The sequence below is a fragment of the Paenibacillus senegalensis JC66 genome (genome assembly GCF_000285515.1).
Classification (GTDB): Bacteria; Bacillota; Bacilli; order Paenibacillales; family NBRC-103111; genus Paenibacillus_L; species Paenibacillus_L senegalensis.
The window spans coordinates 39032-64944 of record NZ_HE610965.1 but is presented as its reverse complement, the minus strand read 5'-3'; the positions used below and the strand labels follow the sequence as shown (position 1 = coordinate 64944).

Sequence of the window (25913 nt, the reverse complement as noted above, 5' to 3'; positions counted from 1 at the left end):
CAATCCGAAGATCGCGATATGCTCCGCTCGACTTGCATGTATTAGGCACGCCGCCAGCGTTCGTCCTGAGCCAGGATCAAACTCTCCGTAAATATCCCTCAAAAGTGAAGAACAGCTGCGAAGCTTATTCTAGTACTTTCGGGGGTGCCCCCAACACAGGATGTCCTGCACTGAAGCAATATATCCGTAGAGCGATTAGCTCATATCAATCAACGTTTTGCACACGGTCTATTAGACCGCTGCACTGGCTTTATTACTCACTCATTGTTCAGTTTTCAAAGGGCTGATCTATCGCTTCCGTTCAGAAGCCTCTGAAAATGGCGACCTATTCAATATACCACATTCACCTAGTCAATTGCAAGCTTTTTTTAAAACTTTTTTGACTGGGGCTGTTCAATCTCGCTTGGCTACCAATCTGCTGAACAAGCCGTTTGAAGCGGTGAAGAATAGAATACCACGGGCGTTAAGCTAATGTCAACTAGAAATTTAATTTCCTATGTTTAACAGGCTGTTCTATCAAGCACTTCAATCATATTAAACCTATATTGGCACTAGAAAAAATCAATTTAGAGGCCAAACTTCACGGATCATTACATGTTTCTCAGTCGCCAAATCTATAATTTGATCCTCTACCTTAATCCATGGCCTTGTTGGGGAAGTGGGAGGAGTAAAGACAATTGTTCCTTCCCTTAAATCGTCAAGCAGTACCCGATTTCCTTGCTGCATGGAGGTTGCTTTATGAATGAAAAGCTGGCTCAATTCCGGATCGAGCTCCCCGAACGCTGCCTTCCTCACTTTGTCCATCCGCAAATAAGGGGAAACAAAAACTTCCTTATCCAAGGTTTCGTTAAAATATTCAGGCTGTGCCATAAGCTTACACTCATGATAATGATTTGCTATGGCTACAATACGGGCTAGGGGATGGATTTGCCCTGAGACAAGGTTTAAAGGGAATCCTTTGCCATTTGCCTGTTCATGATGCTGTAACACGGCTAACTTCACCGCTTCGCTTAAATGGGAGTACTGTTTCAATAAGGTATAGCCTTTAAACGGATGATCCTCGTACTTCGCCTGGTTCTGCTGATCGCCACCACGGAACTGCCCCGTAGCAGCGGGGAGACGCTGATTCATATCAGGGTTTGTTTTAATAGCTAATTTACCTATGTCATGGAGCAAACCAGCCAGTGCAGCATCCAGCCTGTCACTAAGCGGCAATCCTTGCCATTCCGCTAATTTGCCCGAAGTAATGGAGACTAATAAAGAATGTCGATAAAAAATCGGCAGATTCCCAAAATAATGGTTGCAGTATAGAGGGGAATAGTCCGAATAAACCATCAGAAAGGTATTGAGCTTTTCCCTTACATATGAAAAAGCTGCCAGTTTCCCTGAATGGAAACAATCTATCAGTTGTTTAAAACCGGCGAGGACTTCTTTCCAATATGGTTCGCCTATGGTGTCCTTATTTTTAGAAGGGGGGAGTGACTCTTTTTCGTTGCCGGTATGTAGAGAAGTGTCAGCTGGATTAGTCGAAAGATTCGATTCCATAACGGTAACTTGAAAAACATCCAGCAATTCAAAAACCTCTCGAGTAATCTTCGTCCCTTTTTCAAATAACAGGTTACCATTTCGGGTATATACAGGCTGTGTTAGTGTTTCACCTTCAACTAATAATGACTGATTTATTTCTCTATTAGGCAAATTCCTCATCCTCCAGAACCTGCTATGAACATTCTATCGCTTATATCTGGAATCACCCGCTCTACGGTAATTATTATATCGAAACTCAACTGCCTCAAACTTAATAGTGACGGAAAATATAAAGAAGAGAGGGAATATCCCTCTCCTGAAGCATTGGTTGCATCCTAGTCTTATGAATAGATTCAGCCCGGAGATAAATGAGCCTATTTTTCAGCTACTCATGGTCCCCGTTATTTGGATCCTCATCAGAATCTATATCAGAATCTGTTTCCGCTTCATCTTCGAGCCCGTTATCCTCTACTCTGGATACGTGGGCTGTTAATACTTCACCTTCTTCAAGGATTGCCGTGTTCTCCCCAGTCATTTCCTGATCGTCAAGCTCTTCATCACTTTTTTCCACAGGAGAGACCGTAGCCACCTCATCATCGTCCTTAATATTGATCAGACGAACTCCTTGAGTGTTACGTCCCATGATAGAAACCCCAGCCATACTGGTGCGAATGATTGTCCCCTGGGCGGTCATTACCATCAGATCCTCATCGTCTCTGACCACCTTCAAGCCAATTACCTCACCGTTTTTGCTGGTCATGTTCAACGTTTTGATCCCTTTTCCGCCTCTGGATTGAACGCGGTATTCGCTGATAGGCGTACGTTTGCCGTATCCTCGAGAAGTTACAATCAGCACGTCATTCTCAGGATGGACAACATCCATATCAATAACCTGATCATCATCGGTCAGCTGGATGCCCTTGACTCCAGTAGCGGAGCGCCCCATAGAACGCACTTCGCGCTCTGGGAAATGGATGGACAATCCCTGTCTGGTTCCCATTATAATCGCTTGATCGCCATCAGTTAGCTTAACACCAATCAGCGTGTCGTCCTCACGCAAGTTAATCGCAATTAGACCGCCCTTGCGGATATTGCTGTAATCCGTAAGCGGCGTCTTTTTGACAATTCCCTGTTTCGTAGCAAAAAAGAGGAAGTGATCAGATTCAAAGCTTTCGACCGGAATAACCGCATTCACCGTTTCTCCCTGCTCAATCTGAATCAAATTAATGATTGGCGTGCCTCTGGCAATCCGGCTCAAATCAGGGATTTCGTAAGCCTTCAGCCTGTACACTTTCCCTTTGTCCGTAAAGAACAGCAGGTATTGATGGGTATTGGATACGAACAAATGCTCCACAAAGTCATTGTCCTTAGTATCCATACCAACTACACCGCGCCCTCCGCGTCTTTGAGCACGATAGGTGTTAATAGGCAGCCTTTTGATATAGCCGGAATGAGTGATGGTGATAACCACATCTTCACGCGGAATCAAATCCTCATCCTCAATGCTGTCGAGACCAATCGTAATCTCGGTTCTTCTTTCATCGTTAAAGCGTTCTTTAATTTCATTCAGCTCTTCACTGATGATGTTCAAAATCAGCTTCTCATCAGCCAGAATAGCCTTAAGCTCAGCGATACGCTTGACTAACTCAGCGTATTCTTCTTCGATTTTTTCGCGCTCCAGCCCTGTCAAGCGCTGAAGCCTCATATCCAGAATTGCCTGAGCCTGTTCGTGGCTGAGCTGGAACTGTTCCATCAAGCCTTCCCGGGCAATTTCCGTCGTCCGCGAAGAACGAATCAAGCTAATGACCCGATCGAGATGATCAAGGGCAATCCGCAAGCCTTCCAGAATATGCGCTCTCGCTTCCGCTTTACGAAGATCAAATTCCGTCCGGCGGCGAATAACTTCCTGCTGATGGAGCAAGTAGTAGTGCAGCACTTCTTTGAGATTCAAAATTTTGGGTTCTTTATTAACAAGCGCAAGCATGATAATACCAAAATTCGTCTGCAGCGCGGTATGCTTGTACAAATTGTTGAGAACAACACTCGGATTCGCATCCTTACGCAGTTCGATGACAATTCGCATTCCGTTGCGGTCCGATTCGTCGCGCAGATCCGTAATTCCGTCAATTTTCTTATCCCGCACCAGTTCAGCTATGCTGACAATCAGCCGCGTCTTAATAACCTGGTAAGGAAGCTCACTTACAATAATTCTAGCTTTGCCGTTATTTTCCTCAATCTCGGCTCGTGCTCTCATCGTGACCGAACCGCGTCCGGTGGTATAGGCTTGGCGAATTCCTTCACGGCCAAGAATATAGCCTCCGGTCGGGAAGTCCGGTCCCTTAATATACTGCATTAGTTCCATAGGAGTAATATCCGGATTCTCTATTAAAGCCTGAATCCCGTCAATGACTTCGCCGAGCTGATGTGGCGGAATTGCCGTTGCCATCCCGACAGCAATCCCGGATATCCCATTAACAAGCAGGTTAGGGAAGCGGGAGGGGAGCACAACCGGCTCGCTCTCTTCGCCATCATAGTTAGGTCCGAAATCAATAGTTTCTTTATTGATATCACGAAGGAGCTCCATGGCCATCTTCGACAATCGAGCTTCTGTATATCTCATTGCCGCAGCCGAATCCCCATCAATGGATCCGAAGTTCCCATGGCCATCGACCAACATATAGCGCAGTGAAAAATCCTGCGCCATCCGTACCATGGATTCATAAACAGCCGAGTCTCCGTGAGGATGGTACTTACCAATTACTTCTCCGACGATTCTGGCCGATTTTTTATAAGGCTTGTCCGGAGACATCCCTAATTCTGACATCGCATATAAAATTCTGCGGTGAACCGGTTTCAAGCCGTCACGCACATCCGGCAGCGCACGACTAACGATGATGCTCATCGCATAGTCCATGAACGATTCCCGCATTTCCGAGCCTATATCCCTATTTTTAATGCGCGGTTGAATTTCTTCGGCCATCTTGTACCTCCTGAACGTTCATCACATCAATCAGCGAACGAAGCCTGATTCATGCATTCTACTCTATTATATTACTTTCACAACTTTAGCACAATTAAACCTGTACAGCCTCGAAAACGGCAACTTTTATCCGCTGCAGTAAGCCGGTTTTTCGAAGCACTCCGTTACAAATTTAACCAATTCTATGAAACATCATGAAGGGCTGCTAGAAAACGAAAGAAAAGGCCCGTCGGACCTTCTTCTTTCCTGATATGGGGTGATGCTTTCTTCAACAAACCAAACAAATCGATAAGGCTGAGCATTAAATGTCGAGGTTTGTCACATATTTAGCGTGCTCTTGAATGAAATCACGGCGCGGTTCAACGTTATCGCCCATCAAAGTATCAAAAACGCGGTCGGCCTCAATCGCATCCTGAATGGTGACCTGCAGGAATGTGCGGCTTTCCGGATCCATGGTCGTTTCCCAAAGCTGGGAGGCGTTCATTTCTCCAAGTCCTTTATACCGTTGAACGTTAATTTTTGTGCCTTCGCCGAACTCCTTAGTGATTTCTTCACGCTGTTTCTCGTTATACGCATAACGTACGATTTTATTCCTTTCGAGCTTGTATAAAGGAGGCTGGGCGATGTACACGTAACCTGCCTCGATCAGCTTTCTCATGTAGCGGTAAAAGAAAGTAAGGAGCAGCGTGCGGATATGCGCGCCATCCACATCGGCATCCGTCATGATAATAACTTTGTGATAGCGTGCTTTGGAAATATCGAAATCCGCTCCAATCCCCGTGCCTAAAGCGGTAATAATCGCTCGGATCTCCGCATTGGATAAGATTTTATCCAAACGCGCTTTTTCAACATTGAGAATTTTACCGCGAAGGGGGAGAATCGCCTGGAAATGACGATCTCTTCCTTGTTTGGCTGATCCGCCGGCGGAGTCACCCTCAACAATATAAATTTCGCTAATGGATGCATCCTTGGATGAACAATCCGCTAATTTCCCAGGCAATGAACTTACCTCGAGCGCATTTTTACGGCGTGTCAATTCCCGTGCTTTTCTCGCCGCTTCCCTGGCTCTGGCCGCTTGAATTCCTTTTTCCATAATCTTGCGGGAAACAGAAGGGTGCTCTTCTAAAAATTCTTGCAGCTTTTCCGAAAACAAGGATTCGACAATACCGCGCACCTCGCTGTTTCCAAGCTTGGTTTTAGTTTGTCCTTCGAATTGCGGCTCTGGAATTTTCACCGAGATGATCGCTGTCAGCCCTTCGCGGACATCATCTCCCGTCAAATTCGCATCACTGTCTTTGATGGAATTTGATTTTCTGGCGTAATCGTTAAGAATACGGGTTAATGCGCTTTTGAAGCCCGATTCGTGAGTTCCGCCCTCATGGGTGTTGATATTGTTCGCAAAGGAATAAATGTTCTCGGTGAAACTATCGTTATATTGCAGGGCAATTTCTACCTGAATATTATCCTTGGTTCCTTCGGTATATATAGGCTCGTCATGCAGAACTTCGCGTTTTTCATTCAAGTACTCGACGAAAGACTTAATCCCGCCATCATACTTAAAGCTGTTCTTCTCATCGGTGCGCTCATCCAAAATATTGATTTCAATGCCTTTATTCAAGAAGGCAAGCTCACGTATTCTGGATTGCAGAATGTCATATTCATAAACGGTTGTTTCCTTGAAAATTTCGGGATCCGGCAGAAATGTGGTTTTGGTACCTGTTCGTTCCGTATCGCCAACAACCTTCACATCGTATTGCGGAATGCCTCTGCGGTATTCCTGTTGATATATTTTGCCGTCCCGACTGACCTGAACGATCACATGCTCGGAGAGCGCATTTACGACGGACACACCGACGCCGTGCAAGCCGCCGGAAACTTTATAGCCTTCGCCGCCGAATTTTCCGCCTGCATGAAGGACGGTCATAACGACTTCCAGAGTCGACTTTTGCAATTTCGTATTCATGCCGACTGGAATGCCGCGCCCGTTATCGATAACCGTAATACTATTGTCTTTATGAATGATGACATCAATCCGATCGCAGAAGCCAGCCAGTGCTTCGTCAATACTGTTATCGACGACCTCCCAGACCAAATGGTGGAGCCCTTTGCTGCTGGTAGAACCAATATACATCCCGGGCCGTTTTCTTACGGCCTCGAGACCTTCAAGCACCTGTATCTGATTCTCGTCATACGTATGAGAATTAGCTGTCATTACCTTCACCTTCTTTTCATATTTCCGGATAACTCAATCTAATTCATCGTAAGCTGATGCGCTCGTTTATTTAAAGTGGAGGTCGAAATAGGGGAATAATACACTTTATTAGCTGTAATGATCAGAGATTTGCTTTCTTCCTCACCAATAACTTCGATTTTGCGGTGTTTCTCCGCGTACTTGATGAAACGTTTGGAGATCTTGGAGTTTTTCTCAATAGCCAGGTCAAAAATCGCGACCAGCTCATTGGCTCGGATGATTTTTTCTCCTCCTAGATGGATAAACATAAGTGCATACCCCCTTGGATTATTTATCTAAGACTGTCGGCTTACCGTACCTTCTTGTACCTCAAAAACAGCAGCCTGCTCCAGTTTATCGAAGTTTACACTTTCCAAACCCGTTGTTGTAATAAACGTTTGAACTTTATTTTGAAAAGTTTCAATCAATTGAGTTTGCCTATGCTGATCCAGCTCTGATAATACATCATCGAGCAGAAGGATAGGGTATTCGCCAATTTCTTCACGAATCAGCTCCAATTCAGCCAGCTTCAGACTTAAGGCGGTTGTTCTTTGCTGCCCCTGGGATCCGTAGAGCTGAACTTCTTTATTGTTGATATAAAACACCATATCATCACGGTGAGGACCGACTAACGTCGCTCCCCTGCGAATTTCCTGTTCTTTCACCTGTGATAACTTTATCATAAATTGCTCAAATAACATAGCTTCATCTTCCATGGACTCCACAGATAGGGAAGGGCGGTATTCTATTTCTATCTGTTCCCGACCTTTTGTAATTCCTCCATGAACGGTTTGTGCCCAGGTTTGCAGCTTTTTTATAAAGTCTTTCCGTTTTTTAACAATCTTAGAACCGTACTGAGCTAATTGTTCATTCCATATATCCAGCATTGCAGTGGAAGAGGAACTTTTGCCGCCTAGCTGTTTCAGAAATTGATTGCGCTGCAGCAGCACCTTTTGATACTGCGATATATCGTAGAGATAACCTGGGTGAACCTGGCCGATCTCCATATCGAGAAAACGGCGGCGGACTCCCGGGGAGCCCTTAACGATCTCCAAATCCTCGGGGGCAAACATAACTACGTTCAGGGTGCCGATGAATGAGCTTAGCTTTTTCTGCTCCAATGAATTAATTTTTGCCTTTTTCCCCTGGGTGCTAATTGCAAGACTTAGCCGGCAGGGGCCGTATTTCTTCTCGATTTCCCCATAGAGGAGAGCTTGCTCTTCATTCCAACGAATCAATTGCTTGTCCTGGTGAGTCCGATGCGACTTGCTCAGGGCCAGAACATAGATAGCTTCCAGAAGGTTAGTTTTCCCTTGGGCATTGGACCCTACGAAAATATTGACCTTCGGGTCCGCATTAAGCTCTATTTGGTTGTAATTTCGGTAGTTTTGTATGGTCATCCGGGTTAAAAACAACTTGTTTCCTCCTCAGAGTTTTGCGAAGCAAAACTCTCTTCGAAAGCATACGCTTAGTTTTGCAAAGCAACCGCTATTCTGTGGAAGTGTTACTTGGCTGCACAAAACGAGGCATTACCGGGTATTGCCCACCACATGGCTCTATAGGCGCTGCTTATGACTCATAACCAGACAGCGTCGTTATGCTTTCTCAACTTTAAAACGGCCGCACCCGGCAACCTCGACTTGATCGCCAGGGTAGAGTTTTTTTCCCCGTCGCTGCTCGGACTCTCCATTTACACGGATAGCGGTTTCTTGCAAAAAGCTTTTGGCTTGTCCGCCAGTGGAAATACAATCGGCCAGCTTTAAGAACTGGCCTAACGTGATGTACTCGGTTGAAATTTGAATGGCTTTCATAACTAGGAGCGCCTCCTATACTAGCTGGTTGTCCGATAAGGGAGAATCAGTTGCAAAATTTTAGTTTCATCCTCCGGTTGAATCACAATGGGGTTCATCGGTCCGGTAAAGCCGAATTTCACTTTTTCACTATCGATAACCTTCAGTGCATCAATCATATATTTGGAATTAAACGATACTGTAAATCGTTCACCTGTATGGTTGTGCATAGCTAAATTTTCTGTCACTTTACCGAGCTCCGAAGATTGGGAAGAAATTTCAATCGTCTGATCCTCTTTCATGACAAGCTTGACAATGTTAGTCCGGTCTTCGCGGGAAAACAGGTACGCGCGATCAATGGCTTCAATCAGCTGCTTAGTGTGGACATACATCTCCGCCTGGAACTGCTGCGGAATCAACTTACTAACATCTGGATAAGTCCCATCGAGAATGCGTGAGTAGAATAGAACATTATCCAGTTTAAACAGAACTTGGTTCTGAGATACAACGATGTCAACGAGAATATTCTGATCAGGCAGAATTTTGTTTAATTCATTCAGTGTGCGGCCGGCAATGACAATGTTTTGAAAAGGGTGGTCCGGCTGAAGCTCCAAGGGAGTTTCGCGAGTGGCCAGACGGTGGCGGTCGCACCCAATCAATTTGATTCCATCTTCAGTAGCCGTCCATAAAACCCCAGTGAGAATAGGGGATGTTTCGCTAGTGGAAACCGCGAAGGAAGTCTGTTTAATCATAGTCTTCAACAGATCGCTGGTGAAAGAAATTTTGTTGCGTTCCTCAATTTGCGGCAGCAGCGGGTATTCTTCCGGGTCGAAGCCAACTAATTGAACCTCTAGCGATCCGGAGCGGATAATCGTTTGAAAATTATCTTTTGCTTCTAACTCGACTTGTTCAGCAGGCAGCTTGCGCACCATTTCAGCAAAAATTCTGGCAGGCAGAACAACCGTTCCTTGTTCTGTACATTCCCCAATAATAGCGTCACCATTGTCCCATGGCGAAAAGGTCTGAATGGAAATGTCCGTATCACTGGCAGTAAACGTTACGCCTGCTGGAGAGGCTTCTATTTTGATTCCGCTTAGTATAGGGATCGTTGTGCGGTTGGAAATAGCTTTGGATACATACTGAATGGACAGATTAAGTTGGTCTTTGGCAATCGATAGTTTCATTGTTTCCCTCCCGGGGTTCTAAAAATAAAAATGGTGTCATAAATTGAATATAGTTCACCGTTTATCTGCGTGCAATTTTACCGTGAACGGGCAGATGGCGGGATATTTTGTCACGGGTACATATTCTATTATTATATCTTTTTCTTAGTAGTAATAGTAGTAGGGACACTGGATATGTGGATATCTGGATAAAATGGACAAAGAGCAAGCCTATCCACATGTGTATAAAGTGTGTATAGGCTTGTTGGTTATCTGAAGTTATTAACCTTTGTTTTTAATTTTCTCAGTCAAGTTATGAATGATTTTAGAAAGTTCAGGGTCCTGCTTCAAAGTCATGGTGATTTTATCATGCGCATGGATGACGGTTGTATGATCTCGGCCGCCGAATGCTTCACCGATTTTGGGCAGCGAGTAGTCGGTCATTTCCCGGGACAAATACATGGCGACTTGTCTTGGAAACGCAACTGCTTTCGTACGCTTCCTCGCTTTGAAATCTTCCAGCCGCAGCCCGTAAAACTCTCCGACCTTTTGCTGAATGTCCTGGATTGTTATGACTTTTGGACGGGAAGAAGGAATGATATCCTTGAGCGCATCGGCTGCCAATGAAACGGTAATGTCCTCGTTGATTAACGAAGAATATGCAACGACACGGATTAAGGCGCCCTCCAGCTCACGGATGTTCGTATCGATATGATTAGCGATGTAGACCATCGCCTCATTCGGAATATCCAGGTTTTCGGCCTTGGCTTTCTTGCGCAAAATAGCGATTCTAGTCTCCAAATCAGGCGGTTGGATATCTGTGATTAAGCCCCATTCAAACCGTGAACGCAGTCGTTCTTCCAGTGTAGGGATTTCCTTAGGCTGACGGTCACTTGAAATAATAATCTGCTTGCGCTCTTCATGCAGTGCATTAAACGTATGGAAGAATTCTTCCTGGGTTTGTTCTTTCCCCGCCAAAAACTGAATATCATCAATAAGTAGAATGTCGATATTGCGGTATTTATGACGAAAGCTTTCCCCGCGATTGTCACGGATGGCGTTGATAAATTCATTCGTGAATTTCTCGGAAGAAATATACATGACACGGGCACGCGGATTATGCTCCAATACGTAATGACCGATAGCATGCATCAAATGAGTTTTGCCCAATCCGACCCCGCCATACAGGAACAGAGGATTATATGATTTGGCAGGCGCTTCGGCTACGGCGAGGGAAGCAGCATGGGCGAAGCGGTTGCCTACTCCGATGACAAAAGTGTCAAAGGTATACTTCGGATTCATCATGCTCGTATAGCCCCACTCTTCCTGCTCCGTGACCTCAGGTTTAGGAATATGTACGGCAGGCGAGGCAATCGCAGCCGAATCCTGGGCTTCTTCCTCAATAATAAACTGCACCTCAACATCCCGGCCCAAGCATTCGTACACGGCCGAGCTGATCATTTTAGCATAACGTGTTTCCAGCCATTCCCGGGCAAAATTGTTAGGAGCACAAATAATTAACAAAGAATCCGTAAATACAGTAGCTGTGGTGGATTTCAACCAGGTATCGAAACTGGGTTTGCTTAATTTGGTCTGGATTACAGAAAGTACTTGCTGCCATAGCTGATTGACATGGCTTTCCACAAACGGTCACTCCTTTAAAAAATGTGGCGATAGCCATACGTAGTCTTGTCGAAACAGGGAAATTCTTGTCAGTTATCCACAAAATTCAGGGGATACAGCATTGAGAGGATTGAATAAGTTGAAATTGTTCACAATATTATCCACAGCTTGTGAATAAATCTATATGTAAAAGTGACATATCCACAACCGAAAGCAATAATAATATAACAAAAAGAGGGTTGTCTTTCAATGGCTGAGGAAGATTATCCACATTTTTCTCCCGATGTGTATAGATTCCGTGAACAATGCTGAATTTTGTTTACAGGGTGTGAATAATTTCGACATGCTTCTTGATATTCCGATTTATTATGCACAGGCGGGTATGGGGATAGCTGCTGGAGGGTGTGAATTCAATTTGCCGGCTGCCAAGACGTTACTGTTGACTTTCAATGTGTGAAGTGATTTAATGATTAGAGGTATTTTTAGGGATGTTATCCTCGGGGAGGTGCTATATAATGAAACCGACATTTCAACCTAACACTAGAAAGCGTAAAAAGGTTCACGGTTTCCGTAAGCGCATGAGCTCAAAGAATGGCCGCAAGGTAATTCAGGCTCGGCGTCTAAAAGGCAGAAAAGTTCTAACTGCTTAAAGTCTTGAGACCACTTGCGAGTGGTCTTTTTTCATATTGAGGAAGCAAGAGAAGGAAGTTGAAACTGTTGAAAAGTACCCTTGTGAACTAGATGAAAGGGTGTAGAGGCACGTTTTCTGCAAGCGTTAGTTGCAAGATAATGATAGCTGCAAAGCAAAAAGTTGATCGAAGTGAAACTGTGAATTGATCGGAAAAGGGTTTAATTGAAGCAAATTTGTAAATCCTTAAGTAATAGGCAGCCGCATTTGACCCGGTACTGTAATGGGGATTGGTGAAATTTCAGTGTATAAACAAAATCGCTTAGCCAAAAGAGAAGATTTCAACAAGGTATATCGCATGGGGAGGTCATCGGCCAACCATCAATTTGTTTTATATTTCCGCAAAATCCCGGATTCCCCCCATTTAAGGGTTGGAGTATCGGTTAGCAAAAAAGTGGGCAACGCTGTCGTTCGCAACCGGATCCGGAGGCTGGTAAAAGAAATTATTCGTCTTCATCTGGAGCGGATTGAAGGTAAAGGCGATCTTATTTTTATAGCCCGCAAGCCAGCGGCCGGAATGGATTATGAGCAAATTCGCAAAAGTCTGCTTCATTTATTGAAGAAAGCCGGTCTGCTTAAAAAACGGTAACGCATTCTTGTATTTATTTGTGATAGAAGATGTGATATATTGAAGCTTATAAGTGAATGAGCATATAGGCCCAAGTATGCCTTTTTTACGTTGAATCCAGCAAGAGATTCGCAGTTCGGGAGATCGCTTTTGTATGATTTCAGCATTTTGCATAATTCCTATTTTTAGGCAGGACAAGCTGTGTTAGTGTTTTGATATTATCGTGTTCACCGGGGCTTTATGCAAATGCTGATTTATATAAACAACAGGTCCTTACACCGTATTTTATAGAGGACTAATGGCCACAAAGCGAGAGCATCAATACCTTATACCTTAATATATATGAATGATATATGAAGGCTGAAGGCAATTGTTCTACAGTGCTGCGCCAATGCTACCGAAGGTGCCGGGATTTGCTAAATGTAATAGTTTTGTACTTACAAAACTTCGGGAGGAAGTAATCTTGAGTCGTCGCTTTTATAAGTTAGTTCCACTGGGTCTACTGATGTTGATGTTATCTGCCTGTTCGCCAGCTGAGCTAAGACCGATTGATCCGAACAATGGAATATGGGATAGATATTTTGTTTATCCGCTCTCTTCCTTTATGGATTGGCTGGCTGAGATTATGTGGGACGAGTATGGATTGTCCATTCTGGTTGTTACGATTATTATTCGGTTTTTGATTTTACCTCTTACCTTAAAGCAGCATCGAAGCTCCAAACAGATGCAGGCCATCCAGCCTGAGCTGTTGAAAATCAAGGAAAAATATAAAGACAATGTGCAAAAGCAGCAGGAAGAGACGATGAAGCTTTTCCAAAAGAACAACGTCAACCCGCTAGCCGGATGCTTCCCTTTGCTGGTGCAAATGCCTATTCTGATTGCTTTGTATAATGCCATTATGAGAAACAGTGACATTGCGACGCACTCGTTCTTATGGATGGAGCTTGGGCAGCCGGATCCATTTTATATTTTGCCTGTATTGGCTGCTCTTACTACTTATTTGCAGCAAAAGGTTATGGCTGTTCAGATGAATCCTCAGATGCGTGTGCTAATGGTTATTTTCCCCATACTGATTTTCGTTATGGCGATGAATTTCCCGGCGGCACTACCTTTATATTGGGTGTACAGTAATGTCTTTACCATTATTCAATCTTATATAATATACCGACCATCTAAAAAATAGGGGTGGGGAATTCTAATGAAGAAGATTGTGGTTTCAGGTAAGACGGTTGATGAAGCCGTTCAACAAGGACTAAAGCAGTGGGAAGTTACAGAGGATCGCGTTAAGGTTATGGTGCTCGAAGAGCCATCCAAAGGTTGGTTCGGATTAATAGGAACTAAGCCGGCAAAAGTGGAGTTGGAATTGATACCGGATCCGATAGAGGAGGCGGTTCAGTTCTTGAAAGAAATTTTCCAGACGATGGAGCTTCGGATGGAAGTGGAAATTATCCCTGGAAAAGACGCGACAACCTTCAACTTTCATGGAGAAGAGCTGGGTATTTTAATTGGACGCAGAGGACAAACCTTGGACGCGCTGCAATATTTAACAAATATTGTTGCAAACCGATATTCTTCCACTCATATTAAAATAGTGCTTGATGCCGAAGATTTTCGGAACCGCAGAAAGAAAACATTAGAAGACCTGTCCATGAGGCTGGCCTCAAGAGTGATAAGGACGAAGAAAGAAGTCGTATTAGAGCCTATGTCTTCACTAGAAAGAAAAATTATCCACTCCAGGCTGCAGGATCATCCTTCTGTGAAAACATACAGCAAGGGAGATGAACCAAGCCGCAGGGTCGTGATCGCATTAAAATAGACACACTGCAATGACTTCAGTTAATTTGAAGCTCATTGCTTTTTTCTTGTATAGCCATGTCCAAATAAAAGGAAGGCAGGTGTTGAAACATGAACATGGATACGATCGCAGCAATATCTACACCTTTAGGCGAGGGCGGCATTTCGGTTATCCGCGTTAGCGGACCGGACGCCATAGCAGGAGTAGATAAAATATTCCGCAGCAAAAGTCGGCTTCCCGAGGCTCAAACGCATACTGTTCATTACGGGCATATTGTGAATCCGCAAAGTCAGGAAAAGATCGATGAAGTGCTGGTCACTTTAATGCGGGCCCCCCGATCGTTTACAACAGAGGACGTGGTGGAGATCGGCTGCCACGGGGGGATGCTGTCGGTCAAGCATGTACTTGAGCTTCTCCTGGAACAGGGATTGCGTTTGGCCGAGCCGGGTGAATTCACTAAACGGGCATTTCTGAATGGAAGAATTGATCTCTCCCAGGCGGAGGCCGTCATTGACATTATCCGTTCCAAATCGGATCGCGCTCATAAAATGGCTTTAAAGCAAGCGGAAGGTTCACTGTCTAAGAAAATTCGTGAAATCCGTCATCATTTGGTTGAGCTGATGGCTCATATTGAGGTCAATATCGACTATCCCGAGCATGATGTTGAGGAGATGACCAGCCGCTTTATTCAAGAAAAATGTGAGAAAGCTACGGCCGAAATCGAAAAGCTTTTAAGGACCGCAGAGCAAGGTAAGGTCATTAGAGAGGGAATTGTTACCGCTATTGTCGGGCGGCCCAATGTCGGGAAATCTTCCTTGCTTAACGCTCTGGCTCAGGATAATAAAGCAATCGTAACGGATATTCCGGGAACAACTAGAGACGTTATTGAGGAATATGTTACGATGAATGGGATTCCACTCAAACTTCTGGATACTGCGGGCATCCGCGAGACCTCAGACCTGGTCGAGCAGATCGGAGTAGAGAAATCCAGAAACGTTCTCAGTGATGCGGATTTGATTCTGCTGGTTCTGAATGCTAATGAGCCGCTGCATGAAGATGAGATGGAGCTGATTACTCAGTTTTCTGATCGGCAGATGCTCGTTTTGATTAATAAGACGGATCTACCAAGAAAGCTTGACTACACACCATTGCTTGAGTATATTGAAGCGGATCAATTGATTGAAATGTCGGTGCAAAACAATCAGGGATTGGATGATCTGGAAAGGGGAATCTCCTCCATCTTTTTCAGCGGGCAGCTGGAGGCGGATGATTCGGCTTATGTCAGCAATGTGCGGCATATTCATTTGCTGAAGCTGGCTAAAGCTTCTTTGGCGGAAGCGATGCAAGCAGCCGAGAGCTTTGTGCCCATCGATATGATTCAAATTGATGTACGCCAGGCCTGGGAGCATTTAGGGGAATTGGTAGGGGATACGATCGGGGAGTCGCTGATCGATCAGATTTTCTCCCAATTTTGCCTAGGTAAATAGGGTCAGCCAAACAATAACAGTTTCCTTCTGCCAGCAACCAATGTACAATAGATAAGATGGGCTGCAACCGATGGTTTTTCATATACTTCGGGCGGCCCAAGGCTCTGATTTGATGCAGACGACTTGATGTACTGGTCGTGCTGTTGGATATAGATGCTTTATTTTAACAGCTTGAGCAATTGTAAGACCACTATTATATAAGTAAGGAGGTATTGACAATGGGTTACCAAGCAGGAGAGTTTGATATTATTGTGATCGGAGCCGGGCATGCCGGCTGCGAAGCAGCCTTGGCATCCGCACGGATGGGCTGCAAAACGCTGCTCCTCACGATTAATTTGGATATGGTTGCTTTTATGCCATGCAATCCATCTATTGGAGGACCGGCTAAAGGCCATGTCGTCCGTGAAATTGATGCTTTGGGCGGCGAAATGGGACGGAATATTGACAAAACTTACATTCAAATGCGCATGCTGAATACCGGTAAAGGCCCGGCGGTACACGCTTTGCGAGCGCAGGCGGATAAATTTTTGTACCAACAAACGATGAAGGAAACGATCGAGAAGCAAGAAAATCTCAGTCTCCGTCAAGGTCTGGTAGAAGAACTAATTGTTGAAGACGGAGTATGTAAAGGAGTCATTACAAAAAGCGGGGCAGTCTATTATGCCAAAGCTGTTGTCTTGACAACCGGGACATATTTGCGGGGGAAAGTGATAATGGGCGAGCTGATGTACGAAAGCGGCCCTAACAATCAACAGCCTTCCATTAAGCTGTCCGAGAATTTGCGCAGCTTGGGATTGGAGCTAGTCCGGTTCAAAACAGGTACACCACCTCGGGTTAACAAAGAGACGATTGATTTCGACAAGATGGAAATTCAGCCGGGTGATGATAATCCTAAAACATTTTCTTTTGATTTTAAAGCACCTCCGCAAGAGCAGCTGCCTTGCTGGCTGACGTATACGTCTGCTAATACTCATGAAATTATTAACAGCAACCTTCACCGTGCTCCTATGTTTTCAGGAGCGATTGAAGGGACGGGACCGCGCTATTGCCCATCGATTGAAGACAAGATTGTCCGTTTCAGCGACAAGCCTAAGCATCAATTGTTTTTGGAGCCGGAAGGGCGGAACACCTCGGAATATTATGTCCAAGGACTTTCAACCAGTATGCCGGAAGATGTCCAATTGAGCATGCTTCGTTCCGTTCCGGGACTGGAAAAAGTCGAAATGATGAGAACCGGTTACGCGATCGAATATGATGCTGTAGTTCCTACGCAGCTCTGGCCTACACTGGAGACCAAGCTTATTGATTCTTTGTTTACCGCGGGTCAAATTAATGGAACATCCGGCTATGAAGAAGCTGCCGGTCAAGGTATTATGGCAGGTATTAATGCAGCTCGCAAAGTTAAAGGAGAAGAACCGGTAGTTCTCAGCCGTTCAGATGGTTATATTGGTGTATTGATAGATGATTTGGTGACAAAAGGCACTAACGAGCCTTACCGATTGTTAACCTCGAGAGCAGAATATCGGCTGCTGCTGCGTCACGACAATGCTGATTTGAGACTAACCCCGATAGGGTACCAAATCGGACTGATTGACGAGGAACGTTACCAACGTTTTGTAAACAAGCAAGAAAAAGTCCGAAATGAAATAGAACGATTGAAGCAAACTAAGGTTAGACCAGAGCCGCATATTCAGCAATTACTGAAAGAAGCCGGAACCGTCGAGCTTAACAATTCTGTCGATCTGTATTCACTGCTTCGCCGACCTGAGCTGGCCTACAAGTTTGTTGATCAGATTGCCCCGTCTGAGGTGGACTTGACTGACGAAGAGAAGGAACAGGTGGAAATCCAGATTAAATATTCCGGCTATATTGAGAAGCAATTGCTGCAAGTGGAAAAGCTGAAAAAGATGGAAGCAAAAAAAATTCCGGAAGATATTGTATACGAGGATATTCACGGTTTGGCTACAGAAGCGAAACAGAAGCTTGCTCAAATTCGTCCGTTATCGATCGGCCAAGCGTCGCGGATTTCCGGCGTTACACCGGCGGACTTGTCAATTCTTCTGGTTTACCTGGAGCAATATAACAAGGTCGTGGCAGCGAGGTATTCATGAACAAAGAGATAGCTGTACAATTCAATGAATGGCTTTCGGAAAGAAAAATAAAATTAAATGATGTCCAGCTCAATCAGTTTGCGATTTATTATCGCGAATTGGTGGAATGGAATGAAAAAATGAATCTGACAGCCATCACAGAGAGGGAGCAGGTATACGTTAAGCATTTTTATGATTCCCTGTCCCTCTCTTTTTTTATCGATCTGGATCACGTGAAGACGATGGCGGATATTGGTTCCGGAGCAGGATTTCCCGGCATTCCTTTGCTAATCCTGTATCCTCATCTTCAGCTGACAATTATTGATTCCTTAAAAAAACGGATAGGCTTTTTACAGCATTTAAGTGAACAGTTAGGTGTCAAGCTGCAAACTATTCATGGCCGTGCGGAAGATTTGGGAAGAGATTCTGTGCATCGCGATCAATATGACCTGGTTACAGCTAGAGCTGTAGCGCGGCTAAATGTGTTAAATGAGTTTTGCCTTCCATTTGTTAAACCAGCAGGAAGGTTTGCGGCAATGAAAGGCTCAAGCGCCCAGGAAGAGTTAGAGGAAGCTAACTTTAGCATGAAAGAGCTGCGTGCAAGGCTGATCGACATCCATCGACTGGAGCTGCCTGGGGATCAAGCAGAACGGCATATTATTGTATTAGAAAAAACAGCGAACACTCCGGCTAAATATCCACGTTCACCCGGAATCCCTCTTAAAAAACCTTTGGGTTAGCTAATTGAAAGGAAGGTTCGCTTTTTGTTCCACGTGAAACAGTAAATTCACAATCCTGCAGGCAGGAAATTTCCGCTTTGTGGAGAATTTATTTATGGAGCGGACATTTACTTGTGAAAGAGTTAGGTGGGTATAGACAGATATGAAAGAACATATATCTAAGCTCTTCGGTTTCTCTGAAAAAGCTGCGGCGGACGAAGTTAAACAAATACCCGTTCAAGAGATAATTCCGAGTCCTTATCAGCCAAGGACCATTTTTGATGAAGAAAGAATCGGTGAGCTCCTGCAAACCATTAAGACGCATGGGGTAATCCAGCCTATTGTCGTTCGTATTCGTAACGGCGGGTATGAAATCATAGCGGGGGAACGTCGTTGGAGAGCCGTTAAAAAGCTGGGATTAGAGACAATCCCGGCCATTATAAGGGATTTTAATGATGCCCAGGCTGCTTCAATCGCATTAATCGAGAATCTGCAAAGAGAGGGTCTAACAGCAATAGAAGAGGCGGTCGCTTATCAGAAGTTAATGGAATTGCACCAATTAACTCAGGAAAGCTTGGCCCAAAGGCTTGGTAAAAGCCAATCAACGATTGCTAACAAAATACGTTTGCTTCAATTGCCGGAGCCTGTTAAGCAAGCCTTGATGGAACGAAAGCTTACGGAAAGACATGCGCGTGCTCTGCTTTCTTTGGATAATGAAGAATGGCAGTTGAAGGTTCTGGCTGAAATTATAGAGAAAGAACTAAACGTTAAGCAAACCGAGGCCCGAATCCATTTCTACAAAGAGGTAGTCGGTAAACCAAAGAAAAAAAATCGGATATCCTTCTCTAAAGATGTTAGACTGGCCCTCAATACGATTCGGCAATCCGTTGATATGATTACCAATTCGGGAATGAATATAAAAACAGATGAAAAGGATTTCGATGACCATTACGAAATCACTATATCGATTCCAAAGAAATAAAACGTGAGTTTCGGGTAAACTGCGGCAAATGGCCGCTTTTTTTGTCTGAACTCGGCAATACCAGGGACAGCTAACGGACACAAAATGTTTTCTGGGGGCGAAAATTGATATTGAGGTGAAACAATGTCTAAGATCATTGCAATAACCAATCAAAAAGGAGGGGTCGGCAAAACAACCACTTCTGTTAATTTGGGTGCGTCATTAGCTTCTCTAGGCAAGAGAGTACTGCTAGTTGACATAGATCCTCAAGGGAATACGACAAGCGGAATCGGAGTGAACAAGGCGGATGTTGTTCATTGCATTTATGACATTATTATCAATGATGTTCATCCCAAAGACGCGATTTTAGATACAAATCTGCCGAATTTAAAAATCATTCCGGCTACGATCCAGCTTGCCGGCGCAGAAATCGAACTCGTTCCAACCATCTCTCGGGAAGTCAGGGTAAAAAAATCATTACAGTTAGTTAGTCACATGTTTGACTACATCCTGATAGATTGTCCGCCTTCACTCGGTATTTTAACCATTAATTCACTTACGGCTGCAGATTCTGTTATCATTCCTATTCAATGTGAATATTATGCTTTGGAAGGATTAAGCCAGCTTTTAAATACGGTTAGGCTTGTTCAGAAGCATTTAAATACAACCCTGCAAATTGAGGGTGTCTTGCTGACGATGTTTGATGCCAGAACTAATCTGGGAATTCAAGTGATCGAAGAAGTGAAAAAATATTTCCAACAAAAAGTGTACCGGACGATTATTCCCAGAAATGTAAGATTGAGTGAAGCTCCCAGTCATGGGCAATCAATCATTACCTATGACCCCAAATCTAAAGGGGCGGAAGTGTACATGGAACTTGCGAAGGAAGTGATCGAATTTGAATAAACGTTTGGGACGAGGCCTGGATGCTTTAATCCCGGCATTAGATATAGCTGATGACGAGAAAGTTATTGAAATTCCTTTGACCCAATTGAGGGCAAACCCATATCAGCCGAGGAAAACGTTTGAGGAATCGGCGATTCAAGAGCTGGCTTCCTCGATTAGGGAACATGGTGTGATTCAGCCAATCATTGTACGCAATGTGCTGAAAGGTTATGAGATCATTGCGGGCGAGAGAAGATTTCGCGCCTCTCAGGAAGCAGGGAAAACTACGATTCCTGCAGTTGTCAAAGATTTTACCGATCAGCAGGTAATGGAGATTGCGCTAATTGAAAATGTCCAAAGAGAGGATTTGAATGCGATTGAATTAGCTCAGGCGTATCAATCACTTGCCGATCAATTCTCTTTGACGCAAGAAGAGCTCTCCATGAAAGTGGGAAAAAGCCGATCTCATGTAGCAAATTTTCTGCGACTTCTGCAGCTGCCGGAAGAAATAAAAAAATATGTTTCACGTGGAACATTGTCGATGGGGCACGCTCGAGCTATTGTTGGTTTAAAGAATGACCAGGCTAAAAAGGAAATTGCGGAGATGACCATTAGAGAACAATGGAGTGTCCGTGAATTGGAAGAAGCGATCCAAAGACACGAAGAAAAGTCGAAAAAAACAGTGAAAGCAAAACCGAACAAAAAACGCGATCCTTACATTTCGGAAATCGAGGAAAACCTAAGGGATGTTTATAAAACTACTGTCAAAATAAAACACTCCAACAATAAAGGGAAAATCGAGTTGATGTATTATTCAAAAGAGGATTTGGAGCGGTTGTTGGACATGTTGAGCGGGAAAATTTCGTAGCTAGTGATTTAATAACATGTGATTGGGCGGATTCTATCTTGAGAATGCCTAATCACATGTTTTTTTGTTGGTGAAAATATTTCAGTTATGGCGGCAGCGTAGTGTTCGTTTCAAAATAAAACTATTCATGGTTTGAGTGTTCGGGCAACAGAAGGAAGAAGGGGTTTTTCGGACTCGCTTAGTCAATCTAATTCGTTTGAATAATCCGGGTATACCGGGGGGAGCTTTAGTCGGAATGGTTCGTTTATTTATCTGAATTTTACTGCATATTAATGAGGTGAACTTCAAATGGCATAGGGAAAAAATAGAAAGTAAAAATGTAGAGGGAAGGACGCGGTCTGACTGGATAATAGAGCCGTGCTGTGCTAACATTTCTATGTAAGTGAGAATGGATTGCCTAAGCATTATAAGCTGTGTTGGCTGTTGATTGGATTGTATTACACAATTCTGTTTCACCATATGTGAAGTCAAGGTAGATAGAGATAAAATTTGCTATGGACTATTGTTTTGTTGGTTATGTTGATTGCAAGCTCAACTAAGGTTTGTTCATAATGCGAATATAAATGCTTAGAGCGGAGGTTCTACTGTGACAATCTATTATTTTGACCATGCAGCTTCATCCTGGCCCAAGCCTCCGGAAGTGATTAAGGCTATGGCTGATTGCGTTGAGCTTTATGGAGCCAACCCCGGGAGGGGAGGCCATCGAATGGCTGTGCAGGCAAGTAAAATTTTGTTTGCGGCGCGGGCAAATCTGGCGAAGCTGTTTAATATAAAAAACGCTAATGATATAAGTTTTGCGCTAAATACTACTGCAGCCTTGAACCAGGCTATCAGCGGTTTTGTGCAGCCTAATGATCATGTCATCAGCACCTCGATTGAACATAACTCTGTACGGCGGCCATTGGAGTACTTGAAGAGAACGAAGCAGGTTGAGGTTACTTTCTTGCAAACGAACGAGAAAGGGGAGCTGGACCTGGACGATATCGTACAAGCTATTCGCCCAAACACGTCTTTATTAATTTGCAGTCACGGCTCCAATTTGCTTGGTTCTATTATGCCAATCGCGGACATAGCAGAGATATGCCGAAAGCATGGGGTTAAAGTGCTTGTGGATGCCGCCCAAACGGCAGGGACTTATCCTATTGATGTGCAAGCCATGGGGATCGATATGCTGGCTTTTCCGGGTCATAAAGGTCTGTTAGGCCCGCAAGGAACAGGAGGTCTCTATCTTGCTCCAGATCTTGTATTAGAACCTCACCTGCATGGTGGGACAGGAAGTCAATCGGAATCGATTGAACAGCCTACGGTCAGACCTGACCGTTATGAAGCCGGGACTCCCAATACCCCTGGAATTGCCGGGCTGAACGAGGGAGTCAAACTAATAATGCAAACGGGCGTGGCGAATATTCACCACAAGGAATGGCAGTTGTCTCAGCAGCTTCTGGAGGGGCTTCAGCAGATTCCCGGGGTTAAATGCTTTGGTCCTGAGCTTGGGGAGCCGCGCAGCGGGATCGTTTCATTTTTGATTGAAGGGGTGGAGGCTTCCGAGGCGGCCTTCATTCTAGATCAGTCCTTTCAAATTGCGGTAAGGGCTGGCTATCATTGCACGCCACTTGGTCATGAAACAGCTGGGACGACAGACAGCGGTGCTGTGCGGTCAAGTGTCGGATTTTATACGAGCAAAGAGGATGTCGACTATTTTCTATCGGCCATCAGAGAGATTAGCAAACATTATGTCTCAAAATGAAAAAAGGAATAATAAAAGGAGAGCTGCCTGTGCCAATACCGGGTAAGTGCCCTGCAAATTGGAGATGGGCAGACAATGGTTGTCCGTTGCTCTAGCAAGAAAATAGCAGAGAGTTGTTTTATGAGCAAGAATGACGTCTTAGATAAACTAGAGAGAAAAGGGATGGAGCAATGGAAATGATATTGGGAGTGGACCTGGAACTGTGGGCCACGGTTGTTACGGTGACTTTGGGCCTATTGCTCTTAATCATTCTGTGGATGTGGATCAGGTTAAGCCGTATGAAAAAGAGGTATTATCAATTCATAGGAAAAGGGAAGGATAGCCTGGAAAGTATCATTCTAGAAATGAAGGAGAAGCTGGAAAGAGCGGAAGTGCAGCAAAAAGAACTCATCGCCCACCTCCTCAAAGTCGAGCAGGAAGCGGGGAAACTTAAAGGTCATGTGGAAATGGTCCGGTACAATCCATTTCCCGGGCAAGGCAGTGATATGAGTTTTTCAATTGCCTTTCTGGATAATGAACGGAATGGGCTCGTCTTAACCGGTCTGACCAGCAGGCAGGAAACGTATGTATATGCCAAGCCCATTCATCAAGGTGAATCTCCTTATGCTTTGTCTGAAGAAGAGCAGAAAGTGATGGATTTAGTCATGGAGAAGAAGGATAAGCAGACGTAGCCGATAAGCGTTCTGTATAGGGCAAAGAGAGCAGGATTGAGTGGGAAATTACATCAGCCATAGCGGAGACGAGATACAATCGCGTATTTTGTAAAACGAAATATTCCATGAACCCGCCAACATTAACAACTCCGGTAATGTGGATGTCTCCAACTTGCGGAAGATCTTTGTTTACTCCGGCCCCGGGCTTTAAGGGACCATCGCCAATTTTAATAGAGCCGACGCTGGAAAGCTGGCCCAAGCATGCATCAATACCGACGATAAAAGGATTGTTATATTTATTGTTGATATGAGCTAGAGTATCGGCTAAATTCAATGCATGGACCGGCTCTGCGAGTGTTCCGTATACGGGGAAGTCAGAGATATTATAGCTTGCCAGTTTGGAACCAACGAGCGGGCCGAGAGCGTCCCCTGTGGAACGATCTGTTCCAATGCAGACAAAAACAAGAGGTTGCGACACCGGAATTTTCTGAAAATAAGAAGAGAGTCTTGCTGATAATGTGGAAGAACAGTCTTGATCATTATATGAAATCATTAGAGATTCAACCGAAGGAGTCTTGTCCTTTTTGAATGAAAAGTTCATGTTCTACCTCCATAACCGATAGTGTGCTAAGATTCTTTTGCTTGAGCATTGTGCATAAACCTCAGCGAATGGTTTAAGACTGTTATAGATTAAACCGGGTTTTTATTGTTTATATTTTGTTAACGCTTATGGATGAATTCGAATTATGCGAAATGCTCACTTAAAAAACCCTTAGCTCAGTATACGGTCGGTAAAAATTATTTATACATGGACCGTGAGAAAATGCTTGTCGTAATCCGAAATATTGTATAATCCAGGCGCGAAGTGATGAATTCGAATTATGAAGATGCTCAATCACTAAAGATTCTCTGATAAAGGGTGTGACCTCTGTTTACATGGAGCAGAATTTAGTAATTGCCTTTGATTCGACCCAACAGGCGCTTAGAGCGGAAATGCTGTTGGAATATGCGGATATTGAAATCGACATTCGTCCGACTCCAAAACAAATAACGGCAGGGTGTGCGTTATCTATCGAATTTTCCCAAGTCGAACTTGAGCGGGTGCAGCAAATTATTAAGGAAGAGCAAGTGGAAATCCGCGGTATTTTCGAGTTCATTAATGGCGATTATGTAGCGGTTCATTAGCCGGGGGAAGGGAAGGGTTGTGGCTGCTCATGCGAAGCTGCTTAAAGAGTTGGGTGTATGATAATTATAATTTGCAAGAGAGCTGGAGAGAGGCCTATGATGCTGCCCTAGATTGGTTGAAGAGTCCGGATACATGGTTGAGCTTTGCCTCAGGGCTCATTCAGATCATCCTGATATTAATTCTTGGGCGCATAGTTAAAAAGATTGTGGGCCGGGTGGTTGAACGCCTAATTCGCGAACGGTCAAAAAACTCTTATCGCTTCAATCCAAGAAGAATTCGCACAATGGGACGATTAATTGGGAATTCGTTAACGTATTCGATTAATTTTATTTTAATTATGATGATTCTCAATCAGCTTGGTATTAATCTGCTTCCGCTGCTTGCAGGAGCTGGAGTAGTCGGTCTAGCTATTGGCTTTGGAGCGCAAAGTTTGGTGAAGGATGTTATTACCGGGTTCTTTATTATTTTTGAGGATCAATTTGCCGTTGGGGATACGGTACAGATCGGCGCTCATAAAGGAACGGTGGAGGAAATTGGACTCCGGGTAACGCGCATTGTAAGCTGGACAGGTGAAGTCCATATCATTCCAAACGGTTTGATTGCGCAGGTAACGAATTACTCCATAAACAACACCATAGCTACTGTAGATATCAATTTGCCTTACCAATCCAATGTCGATCGGGCGATGGCTATATTGGATCAAGCTTTAAGTCATTTCAAAGAAAGAACAGCTAATGTAATGGGGAGGCCGCAAATTTTAGGCATGCAGTCGATGAGTCAATCCGAGGTTTCCTTGCGGATAGCTGTGGAGTGCCGGCCGGATACCCATATAGAGGTACAGCGCCTGCTGCTGGCGGAAGTGAAAAAAATCTTAGATGATCACCGGTTAGAAATTGAGGCCTAATAAAAGAGATTCGCCCGAAGGTAAAGCTGTTGGCTGAATTATGGGAGAT

Annotated in this window: 23 protein-coding genes and 1 rRNA gene; 14 read left to right on the top strand and 10 right to left on the bottom strand. The window is 44.3% G+C overall.

Going from position 1 to position 25913, the window contains the following annotated elements; genetic code table 11:
• The 9 genes from PSHG_RS31295 to dnaA all read right to left on the bottom strand — a co-directional run.
• A 16S ribosomal RNA gene (locus PSHG_RS31295) occupies positions 1 to 92 on the bottom strand; the annotation flags it as partial.
• 469 nt (positions 93 to 561) lie between these two features.
• Positions 562 to 1698 (bottom strand): HD-GYP domain-containing protein, encoded by a 1137-nt coding sequence (locus PSHG_RS29730; protein ID WP_010279267.1) that lies wholly within the window; start codon positions 1696 to 1698, stop codon positions 562 to 564.
• 214 nt (positions 1699 to 1912) lie between these two features.
• On the bottom strand, positions 1913 to 4507 hold the full coding sequence (gene gyrA / locus PSHG_RS24655; RefSeq protein ID WP_010279263.1) for a DNA gyrase subunit A: 2595 nt from the start codon (positions 4505 to 4507) through the stop codon (positions 1913 to 1915).
• 301 nt (positions 4508 to 4808) lie between these two features.
• Positions 4809 to 6719, bottom strand: coding sequence for a DNA topoisomerase (ATP-hydrolyzing) subunit B (gene gyrB / locus PSHG_RS24650; protein WP_010279259.1), 1911 nt, complete (start codon positions 6717 to 6719; stop codon positions 4809 to 4811).
• Between the two features lie 38 nt (positions 6720 to 6757).
• Positions 6758 to 7006, bottom strand: a complete 249-nt coding sequence (gene remB, locus PSHG_RS24645) for an extracellular matrix regulator RemB (RefSeq protein ID WP_010279255.1) — start codon at positions 7004 to 7006, stop codon at positions 6758 to 6760.
• 27 nt (positions 7007 to 7033) lie between these two features.
• Positions 7034 to 8152 (bottom strand): DNA replication/repair protein RecF, encoded by a 1119-nt coding sequence (gene recF, locus PSHG_RS24640; protein WP_010279251.1) that lies wholly within the window; start codon positions 8150 to 8152, stop codon positions 7034 to 7036.
• A gap of 180 nt (positions 8153 to 8332) precedes the next feature.
• A complete protein-coding gene (gene yaaA / locus PSHG_RS24635) occupies positions 8333 to 8548 on the bottom strand; it encodes a S4 domain-containing protein YaaA (protein WP_010279248.1) in 216 nt (71 codons plus the stop codon).
• Positions 8549 to 8568: 20 nt separating this feature from the next.
• The gene (dnaN, locus tag PSHG_RS24630; protein ID WP_010279246.1) at positions 8569 to 9711 is read right to left on the bottom strand and encodes a DNA polymerase III subunit beta; all 1143 of its coding nucleotides are present in this window, start codon (positions 9709 to 9711) and stop codon (positions 8569 to 8571) included.
• Positions 9712 to 9972: 261 nt separating this feature from the next.
• Positions 9973 to 11334, bottom strand: coding sequence for a chromosomal replication initiator protein DnaA (gene dnaA / locus PSHG_RS24625; protein WP_010279243.1), 1362 nt, complete (start codon positions 11332 to 11334; stop codon positions 9973 to 9975).
• A 491-nt stretch (positions 11335 to 11825) separates the two neighbouring features.
• Here dnaA and rpmH point away from each other — a divergent pair, with 491 nt between their 5' ends.
• The 12 genes from rpmH to PSHG_RS24555 all read left to right on the top strand — a co-directional run bounded on the left by rpmH (position 11826) and on the right by PSHG_RS24555 (position 23792).
• Entirely contained in the window at positions 11826 to 11963 is a 138-nt protein-coding gene (gene rpmH / locus PSHG_RS24615; RefSeq protein ID WP_187373814.1) for a 50S ribosomal protein L34, read from the top strand.
• Between the two features lie 282 nt (positions 11964 to 12245).
• Positions 12246 to 12590 (top strand): ribonuclease P protein component, encoded by a 345-nt coding sequence (rnpA, locus tag PSHG_RS24610; protein WP_010279238.1) that lies wholly within the window; start codon positions 12246 to 12248, stop codon positions 12588 to 12590.
• A 442-nt stretch (positions 12591 to 13032) separates the two neighbouring features.
• Complete coding sequence (gene yidC / locus PSHG_RS24605) at positions 13033 to 13752, top strand: membrane protein insertase YidC (RefSeq protein ID WP_010279233.1); 720 nt, start codon at positions 13033 to 13035, stop codon at positions 13750 to 13752.
• 15 nt (positions 13753 to 13767) lie between these two features.
• Positions 13768 to 14385, top strand: a complete 618-nt coding sequence (jag, locus tag PSHG_RS24600) for an RNA-binding cell elongation regulator Jag/EloR (RefSeq protein ID WP_010279229.1) — start codon at positions 13768 to 13770, stop codon at positions 14383 to 14385.
• 89 nt (positions 14386 to 14474) lie between these two features.
• Positions 14475 to 15851 carry a tRNA uridine-5-carboxymethylaminomethyl(34) synthesis GTPase MnmE gene (mnmE, locus tag PSHG_RS24595; RefSeq protein WP_010279227.1) on the top strand — a complete coding sequence of 459 codons (1377 nt, stop codon included), beginning with the start codon at positions 14475 to 14477 and terminating at the stop codon, positions 15849 to 15851.
• Positions 15852 to 16069: 218 nt separating this feature from the next.
• Positions 16070 to 17962: a tRNA uridine-5-carboxymethylaminomethyl(34) synthesis enzyme MnmG gene (gene mnmG, locus PSHG_RS24590; protein WP_010279222.1), complete on the top strand. Its 1893-nt coding sequence runs from the start codon at positions 16070 to 16072 to the stop codon at positions 17960 to 17962.
• Positions 17959 to 18681: a 16S rRNA (guanine(527)-N(7))-methyltransferase RsmG gene (gene rsmG / locus PSHG_RS24585; RefSeq protein WP_010279218.1), complete on the top strand. Its 723-nt coding sequence runs from the start codon at positions 17959 to 17961 to the stop codon at positions 18679 to 18681. The genes mnmG and rsmG overlap by 4 nt, the downstream gene beginning before the upstream one ends.
• A 142-nt stretch (positions 18682 to 18823) precedes the next feature.
• Positions 18824 to 19642, top strand: a complete 819-nt coding sequence (gene noc / locus PSHG_RS24580; RefSeq protein ID WP_010279215.1) for a nucleoid occlusion protein — start codon at positions 18824 to 18826, stop codon at positions 19640 to 19642.
• 123 nt (positions 19643 to 19765) lie between these two features.
• Complete coding sequence (locus tag PSHG_RS24575) at positions 19766 to 20527, top strand: ParA family protein (RefSeq protein ID WP_010279211.1); 762 nt, start codon at positions 19766 to 19768, stop codon at positions 20525 to 20527.
• Positions 20520 to 21374 carry a ParB/RepB/Spo0J family partition protein gene (locus PSHG_RS24570; RefSeq protein ID WP_010279208.1) on the top strand — a complete coding sequence of 285 codons (855 nt, stop codon included), beginning with the start codon at positions 20520 to 20522 and terminating at the stop codon, positions 21372 to 21374. The genes PSHG_RS24575 and PSHG_RS24570 overlap by 8 nt, the downstream gene beginning before the upstream one ends.
• Before the next feature lie 586 nt (positions 21375 to 21960).
• A complete protein-coding gene (locus tag PSHG_RS24565) occupies positions 21961 to 23121 on the top strand; it encodes an aminotransferase class V-fold PLP-dependent enzyme (protein WP_010279205.1) in 1161 nt (386 codons plus the stop codon).
• Between the two features lie 170 nt (positions 23122 to 23291).
• Positions 23292 to 23792, top strand: a complete 501-nt coding sequence (locus tag PSHG_RS24555) for a DUF4446 family protein (RefSeq protein WP_010279202.1) — start codon at positions 23292 to 23294, stop codon at positions 23790 to 23792.
• Here the strand turns inward: PSHG_RS24555 and yyaC are convergent.
• Positions 23764 to 24375, bottom strand: coding sequence for a spore protease YyaC (gene yyaC / locus PSHG_RS24550; protein WP_010279198.1), 612 nt, complete (start codon positions 24373 to 24375; stop codon positions 23764 to 23766). The two genes, PSHG_RS24555 and yyaC, sit on opposite strands and share 29 nt — an antisense overlap.
• A 335-nt stretch (positions 24376 to 24710) precedes the next feature.
• Here yyaC and PSHG_RS24545 point away from each other — a divergent pair, with 335 nt between their 5' ends.
• Together PSHG_RS24545 and PSHG_RS24540 are read left to right on the top strand one after the other, a co-directional pair.
• Complete coding sequence (locus PSHG_RS24545) at positions 24711 to 24959, top strand: DUF3343 domain-containing protein (protein ID WP_010279194.1); 249 nt, start codon at positions 24711 to 24713, stop codon at positions 24957 to 24959.
• A 284-nt stretch (positions 24960 to 25243) separates the two neighbouring features.
• Entirely contained in the window at positions 25244 to 25864 is a 621-nt protein-coding gene (locus PSHG_RS24540; RefSeq protein ID WP_235782125.1) for a mechanosensitive ion channel family protein, read from the top strand.
• Positions 25865 to 25913 lie beyond the last annotated feature (49 nt).